The 16,455-nt window shown below is 68.8% G+C and carries 16 protein-coding genes; 5 read left to right on the forward strand and 11 right to left on the reverse strand.

All coding sequences use genetic code 11. The annotated features are described in order from the left end of the window. Positions 1–19: 19 nt before the first annotated feature. From QN350_RS04540 to QN350_RS04590, 11 genes are all read right to left on the reverse strand, one after another. Positions 20–694, reverse strand: coding sequence for a regulatory protein RecX (locus QN350_RS04540; RefSeq protein WP_323515911.1), 675 nt, complete (start codon positions 692–694; stop codon positions 20–22). Between the two features lie 2 nt (positions 695–696). Further along, positions 697–1,848, reverse strand: coding sequence for a recombinase RecA (gene recA, locus QN350_RS04545; RefSeq protein WP_322139421.1), 1,152 nt, complete (start codon positions 1,846–1,848; stop codon positions 697–699). Between the two features lie 274 nt (positions 1,849–2,122). After that, positions 2,123–2,344: a DUF3046 domain-containing protein gene (locus QN350_RS04550; RefSeq protein ID WP_323515913.1), complete on the reverse strand. Its 222-nt coding sequence runs from the start codon at positions 2,342–2,344 to the stop codon at positions 2,123–2,125. Positions 2,345–2,390: 46 nt separating this feature from the next. After that, a complete protein-coding gene (locus tag QN350_RS04555) occupies positions 2,391–2,699 on the reverse strand; it encodes a helix-turn-helix domain-containing protein (RefSeq protein ID WP_134446949.1) in 309 nt (102 codons plus the stop codon). A 155-nt stretch (positions 2,700–2,854) separates the two neighbouring features. Next, the gene (locus QN350_RS04560) at positions 2,855–3,424 is read right to left on the reverse strand and encodes a CinA family protein (protein ID WP_322139420.1); all 570 of its coding nucleotides are present in this window, start codon (positions 3,422–3,424) and stop codon (positions 2,855–2,857) included. A 5-nt stretch (positions 3,425–3,429) separates the two neighbouring features. Then, positions 3,430–4,029, reverse strand: a complete 600-nt coding sequence (gene pgsA / locus QN350_RS04565; protein WP_322139419.1) for a CDP-diacylglycerol--glycerol-3-phosphate 3-phosphatidyltransferase — start codon at positions 4,027–4,029, stop codon at positions 3,430–3,432. A 2-nt stretch (positions 4,030–4,031) separates the two neighbouring features. Then, the gene (locus QN350_RS04570; protein ID WP_322139418.1) at positions 4,032–7,028 is read right to left on the reverse strand and encodes an FtsK/SpoIIIE family DNA translocase; all 2,997 of its coding nucleotides are present in this window, start codon (positions 7,026–7,028) and stop codon (positions 4,032–4,034) included. Between the two features lie 227 nt (positions 7,029–7,255). Then, positions 7,256–8,932 carry a ribonuclease J gene (locus QN350_RS04575; protein ID WP_322139417.1) on the reverse strand — a complete coding sequence of 559 codons (1,677 nt, stop codon included), beginning with the start codon at positions 8,930–8,932 and terminating at the stop codon, positions 7,256–7,258. Between the two features lie 28 nt (positions 8,933–8,960). Continuing rightward, positions 8,961–9,938, reverse strand: coding sequence for a 4-hydroxy-tetrahydrodipicolinate synthase (dapA, locus tag QN350_RS04580; RefSeq protein ID WP_281534411.1), 978 nt, complete (start codon positions 9,936–9,938; stop codon positions 8,961–8,963). Between the two features lie 48 nt (positions 9,939–9,986). Beyond that, entirely contained in the window at positions 9,987–10,463 is a 477-nt protein-coding gene (locus QN350_RS04585) for a hypothetical protein (protein WP_323507839.1), read from the reverse strand. A 96-nt stretch (positions 10,464–10,559) separates the two neighbouring features. Then, the gene (locus QN350_RS04590) at positions 10,560–11,195 is read right to left on the reverse strand and encodes a glycosyl hydrolase (RefSeq protein WP_322139415.1); all 636 of its coding nucleotides are present in this window, start codon (positions 11,193–11,195) and stop codon (positions 10,560–10,562) included. 84 nt (positions 11,196–11,279) lie between these two features. Here QN350_RS04590 and QN350_RS04595 point away from each other — a divergent pair, with 84 nt between their 5' ends. The 5 genes from QN350_RS04595 (at position 11,280) to QN350_RS04615 (ending at position 16,442) form a co-directional block, all read left to right on the forward strand. Beyond that, on the forward strand, positions 11,280–11,768 hold the full coding sequence (locus QN350_RS04595; protein ID WP_322139414.1) for a thioredoxin family protein: 489 nt from the start codon (positions 11,280–11,282) through the stop codon (positions 11,766–11,768). Then, positions 11,758–12,273 carry a DUF4395 domain-containing protein gene (locus QN350_RS04600; RefSeq protein ID WP_322139413.1) on the forward strand — a complete coding sequence of 172 codons (516 nt, stop codon included), beginning with the start codon at positions 11,758–11,760 and terminating at the stop codon, positions 12,271–12,273. The genes QN350_RS04595 and QN350_RS04600 overlap by 11 nt, the downstream gene beginning before the upstream one ends. A gap of 99 nt (positions 12,274–12,372) precedes the next feature. Beyond that, the gene (locus QN350_RS04605) at positions 12,373–12,798 is read left to right on the forward strand and encodes an OsmC family peroxiredoxin (protein WP_281534408.1); all 426 of its coding nucleotides are present in this window, start codon (positions 12,373–12,375) and stop codon (positions 12,796–12,798) included. A 16-nt stretch (positions 12,799–12,814) separates the two neighbouring features. Further along, positions 12,815–13,729, forward strand: a complete 915-nt coding sequence (locus tag QN350_RS04610) for a TIGR01777 family oxidoreductase (protein WP_322139412.1) — start codon at positions 12,815–12,817, stop codon at positions 13,727–13,729. A 310-nt stretch (positions 13,730–14,039) separates the two neighbouring features. After that, on the forward strand, positions 14,040–16,442 hold the full coding sequence (locus tag QN350_RS04615) for an OpgC family protein (protein ID WP_322139411.1): 2,403 nt from the start codon (positions 14,040–14,042) through the stop codon (positions 16,440–16,442). Positions 16,443–16,455: the final 13 nt, after the last annotated feature.

A 16,455-nucleotide genomic window follows, 5' to 3' on the forward strand; every position in this document is an offset into this window, starting at 1 on the left:
GGATGTACCCGCTGCGGGCCTATTGGAACCGAACACCGGAGGAGGGGCCGCCGTTGCGCGAGTCGAGCGCCGCCTGGACCGCTTCGCGCACGACGGACGAGGGGTAGCCCTTGCGCATCAGGAAGGCGTTGAGCCGGCGATCGATGGTGCGATCGTCGAGTCGGCCGAGCTGCTGCACGCGCTTGATCGCAACCTCGATGGCCCGTTCGGTCTCGTCGTCGGGCATGGCGTCGAGCGTGTCCGCGATGAGCTCCTTGTCGAGGCCGCGGCGGCGCATCTCGGCCTGGACGCCGGAGCGCCCGAGGCCCTTGCGCTCGTGCTGGCTGTAGACGATCTGCTCGGCGAGCTTCGCTTCGTCGAGATAGTCGAGGCGGATGAACCGTTCGATGATCTCTTCGATCTCGTTCTCCGGAAGGTCGAGTCCGACGAGCACGCCACGGGCTTCGGAGATGGATAGCGAGCGGCCGCGCAGCCGCTGCAGGAGGACCTGCTCGGCGTGCTCGTTGTCGGAGCCGGCCTCGGGCAGGTCGATGGCGTCGTCCGTGCCGGCATCATCGGCGGAGCCATCGGGCGCCTGGGCGCCCGGCAGGTAGCTCACCGTCGCGAGTGCGCCCCTGCGCTTGGTCGTGGCCCTGGTACCCGCCGCGGCGGCCGGCTTGATGTCCGGCTCTGCCTTGGGTTCGAAGTGCACCATGCTTACGCGCCCTTCCGTGCGGCGAGCCTGGCCTGGGTGGTCTTCGGCTGGGTCACGTCTTCCCCGGCCGCCGCACGGGCTGCGGTCGCGGCTTCCTTTGCGGCGAGCTCTGTCGCGGCGTCCGCGGCAGCGGCGGCCTTCTTGGCGGCTGCGCCTTCCGGCGAGATGCCGAGCTTGAAGAGGATCTTGCTCTCGATCTCGTTGGCCATGTCCGGGTTCTTCAGCAGGAAGTTACGGGAGTTCTCCTTGCCCTGCCCGAGCTGGTCGCCGTCGTAGGTGTACCAGGCGCCGGACTTCTTCACGATGCCCTGTTCGACACCGAAGTCGATGAGGCTGCCCTCGCGGGAGATTCCGATGCCGTAGATGATGTCGAACTCCGCCTGCTTGAAGGGCGGCGCCATCTTGTTCTTGACCACCTTGACCCTCGTGCGGTTACCGACGGCCTCAGTGCCGTCCTTCAGGGTCTCGATGCGGCGGATGTCGAGGCGAACCGAGGCGTAGAACTTGAGCGCCTTGCCGCCCGCGGTGGTTTCGGGGCTGCCGAAGAAGACACCGATCTTCTCGCGGAGCTGGTTGATGAAGATCATCGTGGTGTTGGTTTGGCTGAGCCCGCCGGTGAGCTTGCGCAGCGCCTGGGACATCAGCCGGGCCTGGAGGCCGACGTGCGAGTCGCCCATCTCACCCTCGATCTCGGCGCGGGGCACGAGGGCGGCGACGGAGTCGATGACGATGAGGTCGATCGAGCCGCTGCGCACGAGCATGTCGGCGATCTCGAGCGCCTGCTCCCCCGTGTCGGGCTGGGAGACGAGGAGCGCGTCGATGTCAACGCCGAGCTTCTTGGCGTAGTCGGGGTCGAGGGCGTGCTCGGCGTCGATGAACGCGGCGATGCCGCCGCCCTTCTGGGCGTTGGCGATGGCGTGCAAGGTGAGCGTGGTCTTGCCGGAGGACTCCGGTCCGTAGATCTCCACGATGCGCCCGCGCGGGAGCCCGCCGATTCCGAGGGCCACGTCCAGTGCGATGGAGCCGGTGGAGATGGTCTCGACGGGGGCGCGGTCGTCACTGCCGAGGCGCATGATCGAGCCCTTGCCGAACTGGCGGTCGATCTGGGCGAGCGCGGTGTCGAGCGCCTTCTCGCGGTCTGCTGCTGATGCCATGGTGGGTCTCCTTCGGTCGTGCGTTTCGGCGCCTATAGGCTGTCGCGACACACTCACCGGGAGGACCCCGATGCGTGCTCTGGGACAAGGCATTCGCTGTCTGTCACTGACAAAGGCGACTGTACGCCGCACCCCCGACATTGATCGGGAAGCGCGACGACGGTGGACACTTCTGCACTGACTCCTGCTGGTGAGGAGCCTACCAAAGGTCGAACACGTATTCGATCACCGACGCGCCGGAACGGACGAGTCGTCGAAGTCTGGGCCGGGAGGCCTAGGGGCGCGGTGCGGGCACTCCTGCGCCGAACCAGCGGCTCTTGGGCACGTCGGTTTCGGCGCAGAGGGCAAGCCACACGTCGCGCGCAGGGACACCGCCGGCCAGGGCCTGGTCGGCGGTGTTCCCGAGCGAGGTGAGCACGAGGTCGCGTGTCAGCACGTGGCCGTATGACTCACCGAATTCGTCTTTCAACGCCTGACGGAATTCACTGAGTCTCACGAAGCCACCTGGTCGGAGGGGAAGGAGGGGATGGGGAAGCCCGGGGTCAACGAACCATCATGCCGGTGTCGTACGTCGCGACGAGTTCGTCGGGAACGGTGTCGGGAAAACGATCGATTCCCTCGATGACGGCGAGGCGGTCTCCGACCTCACGCATGATGACCGAGATCGGGGTGTCCAGCGCGTCAGCGACGGACGCCAGAATCTCGGATGACGCTTCCTTCTGGCCGCGCTCCACTTCGCTCAGGTAACCTAGGGCCACGCTGGCCTTGCTGGCAACCTGACGCAGTGTGCGCCCTTTCTGCAGTCGGAAGTCCCTGAGCACATCGCCGATTTCCTGTCGTACAAGAATCATCGGAACCTCCTTCTCGTACTTATCAAGTACAGCTACTTGGGTCATGCCGGTGGCGGATGGACAACAGTACTACATCCATCTGACTCCTGCAGACTACCCAGAACGACTGGGGTTTGCTTGTGAATCTGTACGGTGTAACCCAGCGTTTACGCGAACTATTCCGTCGGTAACGTGGCTATCAGCGCACGCACAGCTTCGACGGCCGCCCGGACCGTTTTCGCCCGGATCGCGGCACGGTCACCGGTGAGCTGGAGGGGTACCGCCGAGGTTTCCGTTCCGATCGACAGACCGAGGTAGACCGTGCCCGGTTGCCGGCCGCCCTGGGAGTCCGGGCCGGCGACCCCGGTCGTCGCGACGCCGATATCCGCGCCGAGACCGCCGAGGGTGAGCCGTCTGCGGGCGCCCGCGGCCATCTGGCGAGCGACCTCCGGGTCGACGGGGCCCTGGGCGGCCAGCAGGGCAGGATCCACGCCGAGAAGGGTGTGCTTGAGCTCGGTCTGGTAGGCGACGATGCCGCCGGCGACGACGACGGATGCCCCGGGAATCCTGATGAGTTCGGCCGCGAGGGCTCCCCCGGTCAGGGACTCGGCCACGGCGATGGTGAGCCCCCGGCGGGTGAGCTCGGAGATCAGGGCCGTCGTGGGGTCATCCGCTTCGGTCACACCCGGCTCGTCGGGCACGGCGGGGACATCGGGTACATCGGTCGGATCGGGCGCAGTCGTCACAGATATCAGTTGTCGTTCCGGGACTGTCGCGACACGCGCCGGGCGGCGACGAGGTAGTCGATGCCGGTCGACACGGTCAGCACGAGGGCGACGGCCATGGCCGCGTAGTTGACCCAGTGGATCCAGTCGCCGAGTACGAGCCAGAGCGGCACGAGGAAGAACGAGATCGCGACGGACTGCATGATGGTCTTGAGCTTGCCGCCGCGGGAGGCCGGGATGACCCGATCGCGGAGCATGACGAAGCGGAACGCGGTGATGCCGAGCTCACGGACCAGGATCACGATCGTGACCCACCACCACAGTTCGCCGAGAATCGAGAGGGCGACGAGCGCTCCCCCGGTGAGCACCTTGTCGGCGATCGGGTCGAGCAGCTTGCCGAGGTCGGTGACGAGGTTGTACTTGCGGGCGATCGCGCCGTCGATCCCGTCGGTGGCGATCGCGAGGATGAAGAGCACGGCGGCGGCCCAGCGCAGGGCGCCGTTATGGCCGGCGTCGGCGAGGAGCATCCAGATGAACAGCGGGGCGAGCAGGATCCGCACGACCGTGATCAGGTTGGGCAGGTTCCAGTTGCTGGAGTGTGCGACGGGTTCGGATGCTGTGGCCATGATCAGTCCCTGCCGGTGAGGTTCCAGGCGTCCTCGTCCGCTGACGACGCTTCCTCCTCAGGGTAGCCCTCGCTCATCTTCGCGACGGGGTCGCCTGCGTAGCGGGGGTCCGGCGCGGAATCGCGGCGGGCATCCGCTTCGTGGGCGGCGTTGGCCTGGCGGGCGGCCGTTGCGGCGTGGTGCTCGTCGTCGGAGCCGCGGAGCAGGGCGAGCACGCTCGGCAGCTGTTCGACCGAGACGAGCACGTCGCGGGCCTTCGACCCCTCGGAGGGGCCGACGATCTCGCGGGATTCGAGCAGGTCCATCAGGCGGCCGGCCTTGGCGAAACCGACGCGCAGCTTCCGCTGCAGCATCGAGGTCGAACCGAACTGGGTGGAGACGACGAGCTCGGCCGCGGCGAGGAGCACCTCGAGGTCGTCGCCGATGTCGGAGTCGATCTCCTTGCGCGGCGCCTCCATCGAGACGTCGGGCCGGTAGTCGGGGCGGGCCTGCCGGGTGACGTGCTTGACGACCCGTTCGATCTCCGCCTCGCTGACCCAGGCGCCCTGCACCCGGATGGCCTTGGACGCGCCCATCGGCAGGAAGAGAGCGTCGCCCTGGCCGATGAGCTTGTCTGCGCCCGGCTGGTCGAGGATGACCCGGGAGTCGGTGACGCTCGTCACCGCGAACGCGAGCCGGGACGGCACGTTGGCCTTGATCAGGCCCGTCACGACGTCGACGCTCGGACGCTGGGTGGCAAGCACGAGGTGGATGCCGGAGGCGCGGGCCAGCTGAGTGATCCGCACAATCGAATCTTCGACGTCGCGCGGGGCGACCATCATCAGGTCGGCGAGCTCGTCGACGACGACGAGCAGGTACGGGTACGGCTTGAGGGTGCGGGCGCTCCCCGCCGGGAGCACGATCTCGTTGCCGACGACGGCCTTGTTGAAGTCGTCGATGTGGCGGAAGCCGAAGCTCGCCAGGTCGTCGTAGCGCATGTCCATCTCTTTGACGACCCACTGCAGCGCTTCGGCGGCCTTCTTCGGGCTCGTGATGATGGGGGTGATCAGGTGCGGAACGCCGGCGTACGCGGCGAGCTCGACCCGCTTCGGGTCGATCAGCACCATGCGCACGTCACTCGGCTGGGCGCGCATCAGCAGGCTCGTGATCATCGAGTTGACGAAGCTCGACTTGCCGGAGCCGGTCGAACCGGCGACGAGGAGGTGGGGCATCTTGGCGAGGTTGGCCACGACGAAGCCGCCGCCGACGTCCTTGCCGACGCCGATGGTCATCGGGTGGGTGCTGTTCGTGGCCGCCGCGGAGCGGAGCACGTCACCGAGGGTGACGATCTCGCGGTCGGTGTTCGGGATCTCGATGCCGATCGCGCTCTTGCCGGGGATCGGCGAGAGGATGCGCACCTCGTTGGACGCGACCGCATACGACAGGTTCTTGCTGAGGGCGGTGACCCGCTCGACCTTGACGCCGGGGCCGAGTTCGATCTCGTACTGGGTCACCGTCGGGCCGCGGGAGAACCCGGTCACCCGGGCGTCGACCTGGAACTGGGTGAGCACCTCGGTGATCGAGGTGACGATCACGTCGTTGGCCGCAGAGCGCGCCTTCGCGGGAGGCCCGGCGGTCAGGGTCGTGTTCGACGGCAGTTCGTACGGCACGGCAGGGTGGTCGCCGGTGTCCGGGTGCAGCGGATGCCCGTCCTCGCCGGGAACCGCACCGGTCGCCCCCGCCGAGCCAAGGCCCTCGAGTCCCGGAAGCACCTCGGTCAGCCCCGCGGCCGACGCTGAGCCCGGGTCGCCGGTGGCTTCGTCGTCGTGCAGGCCGAAGTCGGAGCCGCGCGGCACGTCGATCTCACCGGTGAAGCGTTTGATGGCGTCCTCAGCACGGAGGAGGTCCTCGAGCACCTCGGTGCCGTAGTGGTCGCCACCGGCGCCGCCGCCGGACAGCCCGACCGAGAACGGCGTGGCCGGTGTCGGTACCGGGGACCCGTCCGCGGGGGCGATGGCGCTGTCGAAGCCGCCGCGGCCGTCGCCGCCGAGCAGGGTGCTGAGCGGATCGTCGCCGGCCCCTGATCCACCGTCGCCCGCCTTCGGACCGTGAGCACCGGCATCCGACACGAGGGCGCCGCCGAAGTCGGGGTCTTCCTCGCGCTTACTGTTGTTGCGTCGCCACCAGGGCAGGGCGCTGTTGCCGTCCGGCTCGCCGTCGATACCGTCGAGTTCGACCTGCGCGGTCTTCTCGGCGCGCTCGAGTTTCGCGGTCTTCGCCGCCGCGCGCTCGTCCTCCGTGGAGAGCTCTGCACCGAACAGCCACGCGTAGAGCTCGCGCGAACGCTGGCCGATCCGGTTCGGCGGGGTCTTGGTGATGATCAGCAGGCTCAGGGTGAGCAGCAGGATGATGACGACGGTGGCGCCGATCGCGGTCGTAAGGGCGATGAGCGGGGCTGCGATCATCCAGCCGATCACGCCGCCGGACAGGGCGAGCACGTTCATGCCCTGGGTGGGCGTCGGCTGGCCGCCGTAGACGTGGCAGAGCCCGGAGACGGAGACGAGCAGCAGGCTCAGGCCGATGCCGATGCGCCCGTTGTCGTGCACGGAGCTGGGCTTGCGGAACAACCAGATCGCGAAGACGAACAGGATCACCGGCAGGGCGAACGCGACCCGGCCGAACAGCCCGCCGAAGGTCCAGGCGTCGAAGTTGCGTGCGATCGCGTTGTCGATCAGGAACCATTCGACGACAGCGCCGGCCACGGCGAGCAGAACGAGGAAGAACGGCAGGCCGTCGCGGCGTTCCTCTTTGGAGAGCTTTTCCGGGCCGAGAGCGCGCGCTGTTGCGCCGGCGACGTGGGCGAGGGCGAGCCAGGAGCGCACGAAGAGGCCGGGTTCGGTCTCGACCGCGGCGAACTTGACCGTCTTCTGGGCTGTGGTGCGGGCAGCCGGCTTGCGCGCGGGCGTACCGCGTGCCGGCGTGTTGCGGGCGCGCCCGGTCGACTTAGTGCTCGTGGCCATGGACTCCACGGTACCGCCGAGCCGCCGATTCCGCGTGAGCCCACGCGGTCGTGATCGCGGCGCGGCTTCCCCGGGTTCTCGCGCCCGGCATCCGTTTCGCCGGCACGCGCGAACGTAAAGTCGGAGATTTTCGCGACACGCCGGCATCCGTGGCCGGGCTCACGGCGTGTCAGAGAATTCTCCGACTCTACGGCGCACGGCGGCCGCTGCCGGTACGGGTTCGGGGGCTAGGCCTCGATGACGAGCGGCACGATCATCGGGCGGCGGCGGAACGTGACGTTGACCCAGCGACCGACCGTGCGGCGCACGATCTGCTGCAGTGCGTGCGGGTCGCGCACCCCGTTCTCGGCGGCCTCGGCGAGCGCCGCCCGGATCTTGGGCAGTACCGCATCGAAGACCGCGTCGTCCTCCGCGAAGCCCTTCGCGTGGATCTCCGGTCCGACGATGACATTGCCGGTCTTGGCGTCGACGACGATGATGATCGAGATGAAGCCCTCCTCTGCGAGGGTGCGCCGGTCCTTGAGGTCGGCTTCGGTGATCTCGCCGACCGTCGAGCCGTCCACGTAGACGTAGCCGAGGTCGAGCTGTCCGACCTTCCGCACGACGCCGTCCCTGAGGTCGAGCACGGTGCCGTCTTCGGCGAGGATCACGTTCTCCGGCGGTACCCCGGTCTCGGCGGCGAGCTTGGCGTTGGCCACGAGGTGCCGGTATTCGCCGTGCACCGGGAGCACGTTCTTCGGCTTGAGGATGTTGTAGCAGTAGGTGAGCTCCCCCGCGGCCGCGTGGCCGGAGACGTGCACCTTCGCGTTGCCCTTGTGCACGACGGTGGCGCCGAGCTTGGTCAGACCGTCGATGATGCGGTACACCGCATTCTCGTTGCCGGGGATGAGTGAGCTCGCGAGGATGACGGTGTCGCCTGGACCGACCTCGACCTGGTGGTCCTGGTTGACCATCCGCGCGAGCACGGCCATCGGTTCGCCCTGGGAGCCGGTCGACATGTAGACGATCTTGTCGTCGGGGATGCTTCCGGCCTTCTTGAAGTCGACGAGCACTCCCTCCGGCACGGTCAGGTAGCCGAGGTCCGCCGCGATGGTCATGTTGCGCACCATGGAGCGGCCGAGCAGGGCGACGCGGCGCCCGTTGGCGTGCGCGGCGTCGAGCACCTGCTGCACCCGGTGCACGTGGCTCGAGAAGCTCGCGACGATAACCCGGCGCGGAGCCCGGGCGATGACGTCGTCGAGGACGGGACCGATCAACCGCTCCGAGGCGGTGAAGCCAGGGACATCCGCGTTGGTGGAGTCGACGAGGAACAGGTCGACGCCCTCGGTGCCGAGCCTGGCGAACTCGCGCAGGTCGGTCAGGCGGTGGTCGAGCGGGAGCTGGTCCATCTTGAAGTCGCCGGTGTGCAGCACGGTGCCGCCCGCGGTCTTGATCGCGACGGCGAGGGCATCCGGGATGGAGTGGTTGACCGCGACGAACTCGAGATTGAACGGGCCGAGCCGCTCGGTCTGCCCCTCGGCGACCTGGAGCGTGTACGGCACGATCCGGTGTTCCTTGAGCTTGGCCTCGATGAACGCGAGGGTGAGCCCCGAACCGATCAGGGGGATGTCCGCCCGCAGCTTGAGCAGGTACGGCACGGCGCCGATGTGGTCCTCGTGCCCGTGCGTCAGCACCACGCCGAGGATGTCGTCGAGCCGGTCCCTGATCGGGCTGAAGTCCGGCAGGATCAGGTCGACGCCGGGCTGGTGCTCCTCGGGGAAGAGCACACCGCAGTCGACGATCAGGATCTTGCCGTCGATCTCGAACGACGTCATGTTCCGGCCGATCTCGCCGAGGCCGCCGATCGGAATGATCCGGAGCGTTCCCGGTTCGAGTGTGGCCGGTTCGTAGACGTCGATGGGCATGAGCCCTCCTCGTGGATCGGTGTGCTGGCTAGCGGGTGGTTCCGGCGATCTTGGGCAGGGCCCCGCCGGCGGCGGCATTGCGGTCCGGGCGGAAGTTGGAGAAGTCCACACCGGGGATGTTCTTGACGAGGTCGATTTCGTCCTCGATCTCGGCAGCTTCCCATTCTTCGGGGCCGACGAGGGGCAGCCGCACGCGGGGGCTCTTGATGCGCCCGAGACCGTGCAGGATGTACTTGGCGGCGACGGTTCCGGGCACGTGGGTCATCACGGCGCGCACGAGCGGCTCGAGCTGCTGGTGTGCGGCGGTCGCGGTCTTCAGGTCGCCCGCGTTGACGGCGTCGACCATCTGCCGGTATGGCGTTGCCGCGATGTTCGCTGTCACGCCGATCAGTCCGGTCGCGCCGATGGAGAGGTGCGGAAGCACGTTGGGGTCGTCGCCGGAGAAGTACAGCAGGTCGGTCTGGTTGAGCACGCGGCTCACCTGGGCGAGATCGCCCTTGGCGTCCTTGACGGCGAGGATGTTGGGGTGCTTCGCAGCACGCAGGAGGGTCTCGTACGCGATCGCGACGCCGGTGCGGCCGGGGATGTCGTAGAGGATCACGGGCAGGTCGGTCGCGTCGGCGATCATCCGGAAGTGAGTGAGGATGCCCGCCTGGGTGGGCTTGTTGTAGTACGGGGTGACGATCATGTTGCCGTCGGCGCCGGCCTTCTCGCTCTGCCGGGCGAGCTGCATGGCGTGCGCGGTCTCGTTCGAGCCACCGCCCATGATGATCTTCGCGCGGCCGCCGGCGACGTCCTTGCCGACCTCGACGAGGCGCAGTTTCTCCGCGTCGGTGAGGGTCGAGGTCTCCCCCGTGGTGCCCGTGACGACGATGCCGTCGGCGCCCGCCGTGATCACGTCGTCGATGTGCTTCGCCACACCCGCCCAGTCGACCTCGCCGTCGGCGGTGAAGGGAGTTACCAGGGCGACGAGGACCTGGCCGAACGGATTCTCAGACATAGACACGTGGACAGGCTATCGCCTTGCCGACGTCCGGCGGCAGCCCCGGCGGCGTTAACCGGCCTTCTGGGCACAGGACTCGTCCGGATGCCCGAAGATCAGCCAGCTCGGAAGATCGCTGAGAAAGGCGGAACGTACCGCGGCACTGCGGGCGAGGGTCCAGTCGACACGCGCCCCGATCTCGGTCTCGTATTTCTCCCACTCGAACCAGTTGATCATGTGCAGTCTGGGGAATCTCGTCGCCGTGTCGGCCGAGAACACCTGGCGCCACCAGGCCTGCTTGATCGCCAGTTCCTGGGCCGGATCTCCCCCGGACACCACGAGTGCCGCGGTTTCCGGGATCGCGACGGGTTTGCCGTGCCCGTCGCCGTAGACGCCGTAGAAGTCGGGCGTTGCGGTTTCGTCCCCGGCGAGTCCGGCGTAGGTTCCGGTGAGCTGGGCGGCGAACTTGCCTGGCTCCGGCACTTCGTCCTCGCCCCAGGGGTAGGCGGATCCCCAGTGGTAGAGGGACATGCCGACCCAGTCCACCACATCGTCTCCGGGGTAGTACGGCAGGTAGGGGTCGTCCCTCGTGGTGAGCGTGCCGTCGCCATCGGTGTCCAGAGCGGTGAAATCGGGCGTGCCCGGCTACGCCGCGTACGCTCCCCCGGCGAAGGGATAGCCGCCGCCGTAGTTCGGCGCCCACATCATCGCCGAACCCGGGGCATCCCGTTTCACGGCGTCCGCGACCTTGCGGAACGCCGCGATGTATTCCGTCGGCTGCTGGCCCCACTCGTACCAGGAGCCGTTCATCTCGTGGGCGAACCGCACGACGACGGGCACGCCGCGGGTGTTGAGCCCGCCGAGCAGGGCACCGAGATCGTCGGCCACGGCAGGGGTGACGGCCGCAAGACCCGCACGGGGTTCGAGGGTGAGCAGGAGTTCGCCGCCGTTGGCGAGCACCTGGTTCGCGGCCGCCCCGACGTTGGCGCGGTCGTCCGCGCTCATCGGCAGGCTGGAGAAGGAGACGGCGACCGCGGGACGGAGGCCGCTGCCGCTGAATTCGGCGAGGGTCTCGGCGCCCCAGTCCAGGTTGACCCCGAACAGGACACCCGTGCGCGGAACCCGGTCGGTCGTCCCTGTGACCGCGCACGAAACCGTCGGAGACGCCGGACCGGGCGCCGCTGTGCAGCCGGCGAGGAGCGCTGCGACGCTGATGACCGCGCCGAGTGCGGCGGGATGGCGGAGGGCGCGGGAGGGACGCGCCCGGGGATTGTGAGGCACGAGTACCACCCTAACGGGGGGTACCGTCCGTAATCTCTCGTCACACGAAGATTCGTCGCTGACGCGCCGCGTAACGTCGACCCCATGAACCCCTTCGGCGCCGCACTCGTCCTGGTCGCCCTCGTTGCGGTCGCGACCGTGCTCGGCCTCGTGTACCGCTCGCGCCAGGGGTTGTTCCGCGACGTGGCTGACGACGAAGCGACCGTGCTGACCCCCGCGGATGTCGGCAGCCAGGTCCCCTTCGGCGCCGCGGCCACCCTCGTGCAGTTCTCCACGGAGTTCTGCAGCCGCTGCCCCGGCACCCACCGGCTCCTCACCCAGATCGCCGACGGCCGTCCCGGCGTGGCCCACGTCGACGTAGACCTCACCCACCGGGCCGACCTCGCGAGCCGCTTCGGCGTTCTGCAGACCCCGACGACCCTCATCCTCGACGGGGCGGGTCGCGTGCACGCCCGCGTCGGCGGTCCGCCGCACCGGGCAGATGTCCTGCGTCACCTCGACCACCTCGCCGGACCCGAATCGGCGAATTTCCCCACCGTGTCACACCTGCCAGGGAGCCCTCATGCCCAGTGATTCCGTCTCGAACCACGCACCCACGCCAAACCAGGCCACTCAGCCGCGACGCGCGCCTGTCGACCCGCGCGGCCCCCGGTTCAGCGCTGCGATCACGGCCGTGCTCCTGCTCGTCGTGATCTTCCTCTCCCTGACCGGGGCATCCGTTGCCGCGCTCTCGCTGCTCGCCGTGCTCGCGGTGCTCTTCGCCTGGGGCGCATTCGCGGGAGTCGGCCGGCACCCGTACGGCCTGCTGTTCAAACGATTCGTCCGCCCCCGCCTTGCACCTCCCGCCGAACTCGAAGACGCCACTCCGCCGACCTTCGCCCAGGGCGTCGGCCTGTTCGTGTCCGTCATCGGAGTCGCGCTCGGACTGTTCGGCCTTGCCCCCTTCGTCGGGATCGCCGCCGGTCTCGCGTTCATCGCCGCGTTCCTGAATGCGGTCTTCGACTACTGCCTCGGCTGCCAGCTCTACCTGCTGCTCGTGCGCGCCCGCGTGCTCGGCCGCTCCCCCGCCGCGGCCTGAGGCACCTGGACCCGGCTCCCTGCCAACTCCCAGACTGAGCCTGCCCCTCTGAGTGGATGCCCGGTTAGGCTGGGGCTTTCACACCCAGGAGGTAACACCGTGGCACTGACCAGCGAAGCGTCAACCGTCTGGACCGGAGACCTCAAGTCCGGCCATGGCACCGTCTCACTCGACTCCTCCCACGCCGCCGAATTCCCGGTGACCTGGAAGGCACGCAGTGTCGGCAGCCCCAACACCACCAACCCGGAGGAACTCCTCGGCGCCGCGCACGCCGCGTGCTTCTCGATGGCCCTCGCGAACGGGCTCGGCGCGGCCGGGCACACCCCGGAGAACATCCAGACGACCGCTGCCGTGACCTTCGAGGCCGGCGTCGGCATCGTCGGCAGCCACCTGCTCGTGAGCGCGAGCGTACCCGGCCTCACCGAGGAACAGTTCGCGGCGTTCGCCGAAGACGCGAAGGCGAACTGCCCGGTATCGAAGGCCCTCGCCGGAATCCCGATCACGATCGAAGCGGAACTGGCCTAGGCGCGGGGCGCGCCCGATGCGCGTACTGATCGCCGGAGCCTCCGGGCTGATCGGCACGGAACTCGTCCGCCAGCTCGGCGAGGCCGGCCACACCGTCGCCCGACTCGTGCGCCACCCGGCGACCGGGCCCGACGAGGTGACCTGGAACCCCGCCGTGTTCGACATCGACCCTGCCGCCCTCGATGGGGTCGACGCGGTCATCAACCTCTCCGGGGCCTCGCTGGCCCGGCTGCCGTGGACCAGCGCGTACCGCACCGAGATCCTGGCCTCGCGCACCCACGCGACGCGCACCCTCGTCGAGGCGATCCGGAGGACTCCCACACCACCGGCGGTATTCCTGAGCGGTTCGGCCGTCGGCGTGTACGGCGACCGGCCCGGTGAGATCCTCACCGAACGGTCCGCTCCCGCCGACGACTTCCTCGCGGCCGTCGTCGAGGCCTGGGAGGCCGAGGCACTGCGCACACCGGCGCCGACCCGGGTCGTCCTGCTGCGCACCGGGCTCGTCATCGCGAGCGGCGGGGCGCTGAAACCACTGCTCCCCCTCGTCAGGCTCGGGCTCGGCGGCCCGCTCGGCCACGGCACCCAGCACTGGCCGTGGATCAGCCTGCACGACGAGGCCGCCGCCATCGTGCACCTGCTCGGCTCGAGCATCAGCGGCCCGGTCAACCTCGCCGGACCTGCTCCGGCGTCGGCGAACGATGTGATCCGGGCGGTGACGGTCGCACTGCACCGTCCGTTCTTCCTGCCGGTGCCGGAGTTCGCACTCACGCTCGCTCTCCGCGACGCCGCCCGTCAGCTGCTCCTCGCGGACCAGCGGGTGAGCAGCGCCCTGCTGCAGGGCGACGGCTTCGTGTTCCGGCACGGCTCGGTCGCCGAGGCGGTCGACGCGATGCTCGCAGAGGTGACCCGGCCGCCCGGCTCCACCGACTGATGTAGCCGCCACGCCCCACCCTCATTCGGGGGTGATTTTCCCTCGTTTTCCGCTACGCTGATGCTCAGGTCGCACCATCGTCGAGGGAGGCCGTCAGGCCGGACGTCGGGGGTAGCAGGTGCAGGTTTCCAGAGCACGCGCCTCCCGATCCCGTGTTCGACGGGTGGCCGCGGCGCTTGCCATTGTGCTGGCGCTTGCGCTTCCCCTTGCCTCGCCGGCCACGGCCGCACGCGCCACGCCCCCAACCTCGGCACCGGCACCGGCACCGGCACCGGCAACAGCAACACCGGAACCTGCGCAGACGCCCGCCGTGACCGCGACGCCGACTCCCGCGACGGACGGCGCTCACGTCAGCCTCGAGCCGACCGCCGGAGCGTACTTCGGGTCGATCCTCGACTGGAGCAGTGACAGCGCCACCGAGCAGGCGTCCCGCCTCGGCTCCCCGAGCGCCTTCTACGAGCACTCCGTCTCGATGCCGATGTCGGACGCCGACACGAGCTACAGCGCCCAGTTCCTGCAGAAGACGAACGGGGCAGGCTCCCTCGCGCTGCTCACCATCCGCCCGACCGTGCCGCTGCTGTCCATCGACGCGGATGCCGCTGCCCGGCTGGTCGACGGCATCGCGGCCGCGCGGGGTACCAGCACGGCCCCGCTGTACCTGCGCTTCGCCCCAGACATGAACAGCACCTGGGTGTCCTGGGGGCAACAACCCTCCGCATACCGTCAGGCCTTCGCCGCCGTCGCCGACGTCGTGCACCGCCGCCTGCCCGGGGCCGTGATGGTGTGGTCGCCGAACTGGGGAGGCGGGTATCCGTTCACCGGTACCCGGGCCGCGGACACCGACACGCTCCGCGAGCTCGACACCAACCGGGACGGCTCCGTCGACGGCGACGACGACGCGTACTCCCCGTACTACCCCGGCCCGGTCGCGGACTGGGTGGGGCTCTCGATCTACCACGACGACACCGCGGGCGCCGATGCGCGCAATACCGTTCCTCGTGACGGCGAGCTGCTCGCCCGCCTCGGCTCACCCGCCGCAGACGCCCCAGCCGACGACGACTTCTTCGGCCGGTATTCGACGGCGACCGGAAAGCCGTTCCTCCTGGAGACCGCGGCGTTCTACAGCCCGTCCGCGGGCGGCCCCGGCGAACTCGAGGTGAAGCAGAACTGGTGGCGCCAGGTCTTCGCCGCCGTCGCCGACCCGCGGTATGCCACCCTCAAGGCCGTGCTCTGGCAGGACACCACGGCGACCCGTGCGGTCGTCGGCGGGACCTTCGTGGACTGGAGCGTGACGCTCGGCGACAGCACCCGAGCCGCCTTCGCGGCGGACCGTGCCGCAAGTGACCTCACGCTCGGACCGCTGTTCGCGCCGACGACGACGAACGAGGCCGGGGCATCCGCCACCGGACAGGGGCTGACCATCGGCGGCTGGTGGACCTGGCTCGTGGCCGCACTCGTCATCGGCGTGGTCGCGGTGCTGTTCGCGCTCGCGGTCGCCCGGCGCGGCCGGTCTACGCTGAGCTATGACGGCCCGGCCGACCGGGACCTGCGCATCGACCTGATGCGCGGCCTCGCGATCGTGTTCGTCGTGGTCAACCACATCGGCCTGGTCTCCCTGTTCCAGGAGATCACCCAGGAGGCCATCGGTGTCGTCTCCGGCGCCGAGCTGTTCGTCTTGTTCGCCGGCGTCGTGCTGGGCATGGTCTACCGGCCCAAGATCGCCAGGAGCGGCATCGGCGAAGTGGTCATCCGCACCAGCCGGCGCGCCTGGAAGCTGTACTACACCGCCCTCGGAGTGGTGATCCTGATCTTCGCGGTGAGCAGGCTGCCCTTCGTCAACGCTGACTACCTCACGACGTTCACCGACCAGGGCACCGGGGCGCGTGGCAGTTCGGCGTCAGGCCACGTCTACGATCTCTACGCCAACGCCGGGCAACTGCTGACCTACCCGGTGAACCCGCACATCCTCCTCGACCTGGCACTCCTCCGGCTCGGGCCGTGGCAGTTCAACGTGATGGGACTGTACGTCGTACTGCTCCTGGTCTGCCCGCTCGTGCTCTGGGCGCTGTCGAAGCGGTGGTGGGTGCCGGTGCTCGCGCTCAGCTGGGGCCTGTACGTGTTCAACGCCGTCGCTGAGGTGCGTCTGTTCCCCTCCGAGTTCGAGGACTCGTTCCCGCTCCTGACCTGGCAGGTGCTCTTCGTCACCGGAATCGTGGCCGGGTACCACCGTTCGGCCCTGCTCCGCTGGTTCACCTCGAGGTGGGGCCTCGTGGCCGCTGCGGCGATCGTGCTGCTCGCGACAGCGCTGATGCTGTTCTCGTGGAGCAACCCGTACCTCCCCAGCGCATACTCGGTCCGGCTCGGACTCGTTCCGGACACCCTCTTCCGCTCGATCTACGGCGCGTTCTTCGGGCGCACGAACCTCGAGCCCGGTCGCCTGCTCAACGTGATGCTCGTGGTCGTCAGCCTCTACGCCCTGGTCAGCGCATACTGGCGGCCGATCACGCGCACCCTGGGCTGGTTCCTGATCCCGCTCGGGCAGGCCACCCTGTACGTCTTCATCATGCACGTGTTCTTCGCCCTGATCGCCGCTAACATCCCGGCACTCCAGGACGGGAACGTCTGGCTGAACACCGGCGCATACGTCGTCATCCTGGGCCTGCTCTGGGTGATGGTCAGGACCAGGTTCCTGTTCCGGATCGTGCCGCGATGAGAGGGGTGCTCCC

This window comes from Cryobacterium sp. 10I5, from assembly GCF_035019865.1.
In the GTDB taxonomy this organism is placed as follows: Bacteria; Actinomycetota; Actinomycetes; order Actinomycetales; family Microbacteriaceae; genus Cryobacterium; species Cryobacterium breve_A.

Excerpts from the sequence above, each read along its gene's own strand:
- QN350_RS04540 (WP_323515911.1), bottom strand. The coding sequence starts at position 694 with ATGGTGCACTTCGAACCCAAGGCAGAGCCGGACATCAAGCCGGCCGCC.
- recA (WP_322139421.1), bottom strand. The coding sequence starts at position 1,848 with ATGGCATCAGCAGCAGACCGCGAGAAGGCGCTCGACACCGCGCTCGCC.
- QN350_RS04555 (WP_134446949.1), bottom strand. The coding sequence starts at position 2,699 with ATGATTCTTGTACGACAGGAAATCGGCGATGTGCTCAGGGACTTCCGA.
- pgsA (WP_322139419.1), bottom strand. The coding sequence starts at position 4,029 with ATGGCCACAGCATCCGAACCCGTCGCACACTCCAGCAACTGGAACCTG.
- QN350_RS04570 (WP_322139418.1), bottom strand. The coding sequence starts at position 7,028 with ATGGCCACGAGCACTAAGTCGACCGGGCGCGCCCGCAACACGCCGGCA.
- QN350_RS04575 (WP_322139417.1), bottom strand. The coding sequence starts at position 8,932 with ATGCCCATCGACGTCTACGAACCGGCCACACTCGAACCGGGAACGCTC.
- QN350_RS04595 (WP_322139414.1), top strand. The coding sequence starts at position 11,280 with ATGAACCCCTTCGGCGCCGCACTCGTCCTGGTCGCCCTCGTTGCGGTC.
- QN350_RS04600 (WP_322139413.1), top strand. The coding sequence starts at position 11,758 with ATGCCCAGTGATTCCGTCTCGAACCACGCACCCACGCCAAACCAGGCC.
- QN350_RS04610 (WP_322139412.1), top strand. The coding sequence starts at position 12,815 with ATGCGCGTACTGATCGCCGGAGCCTCCGGGCTGATCGGCACGGAACTC.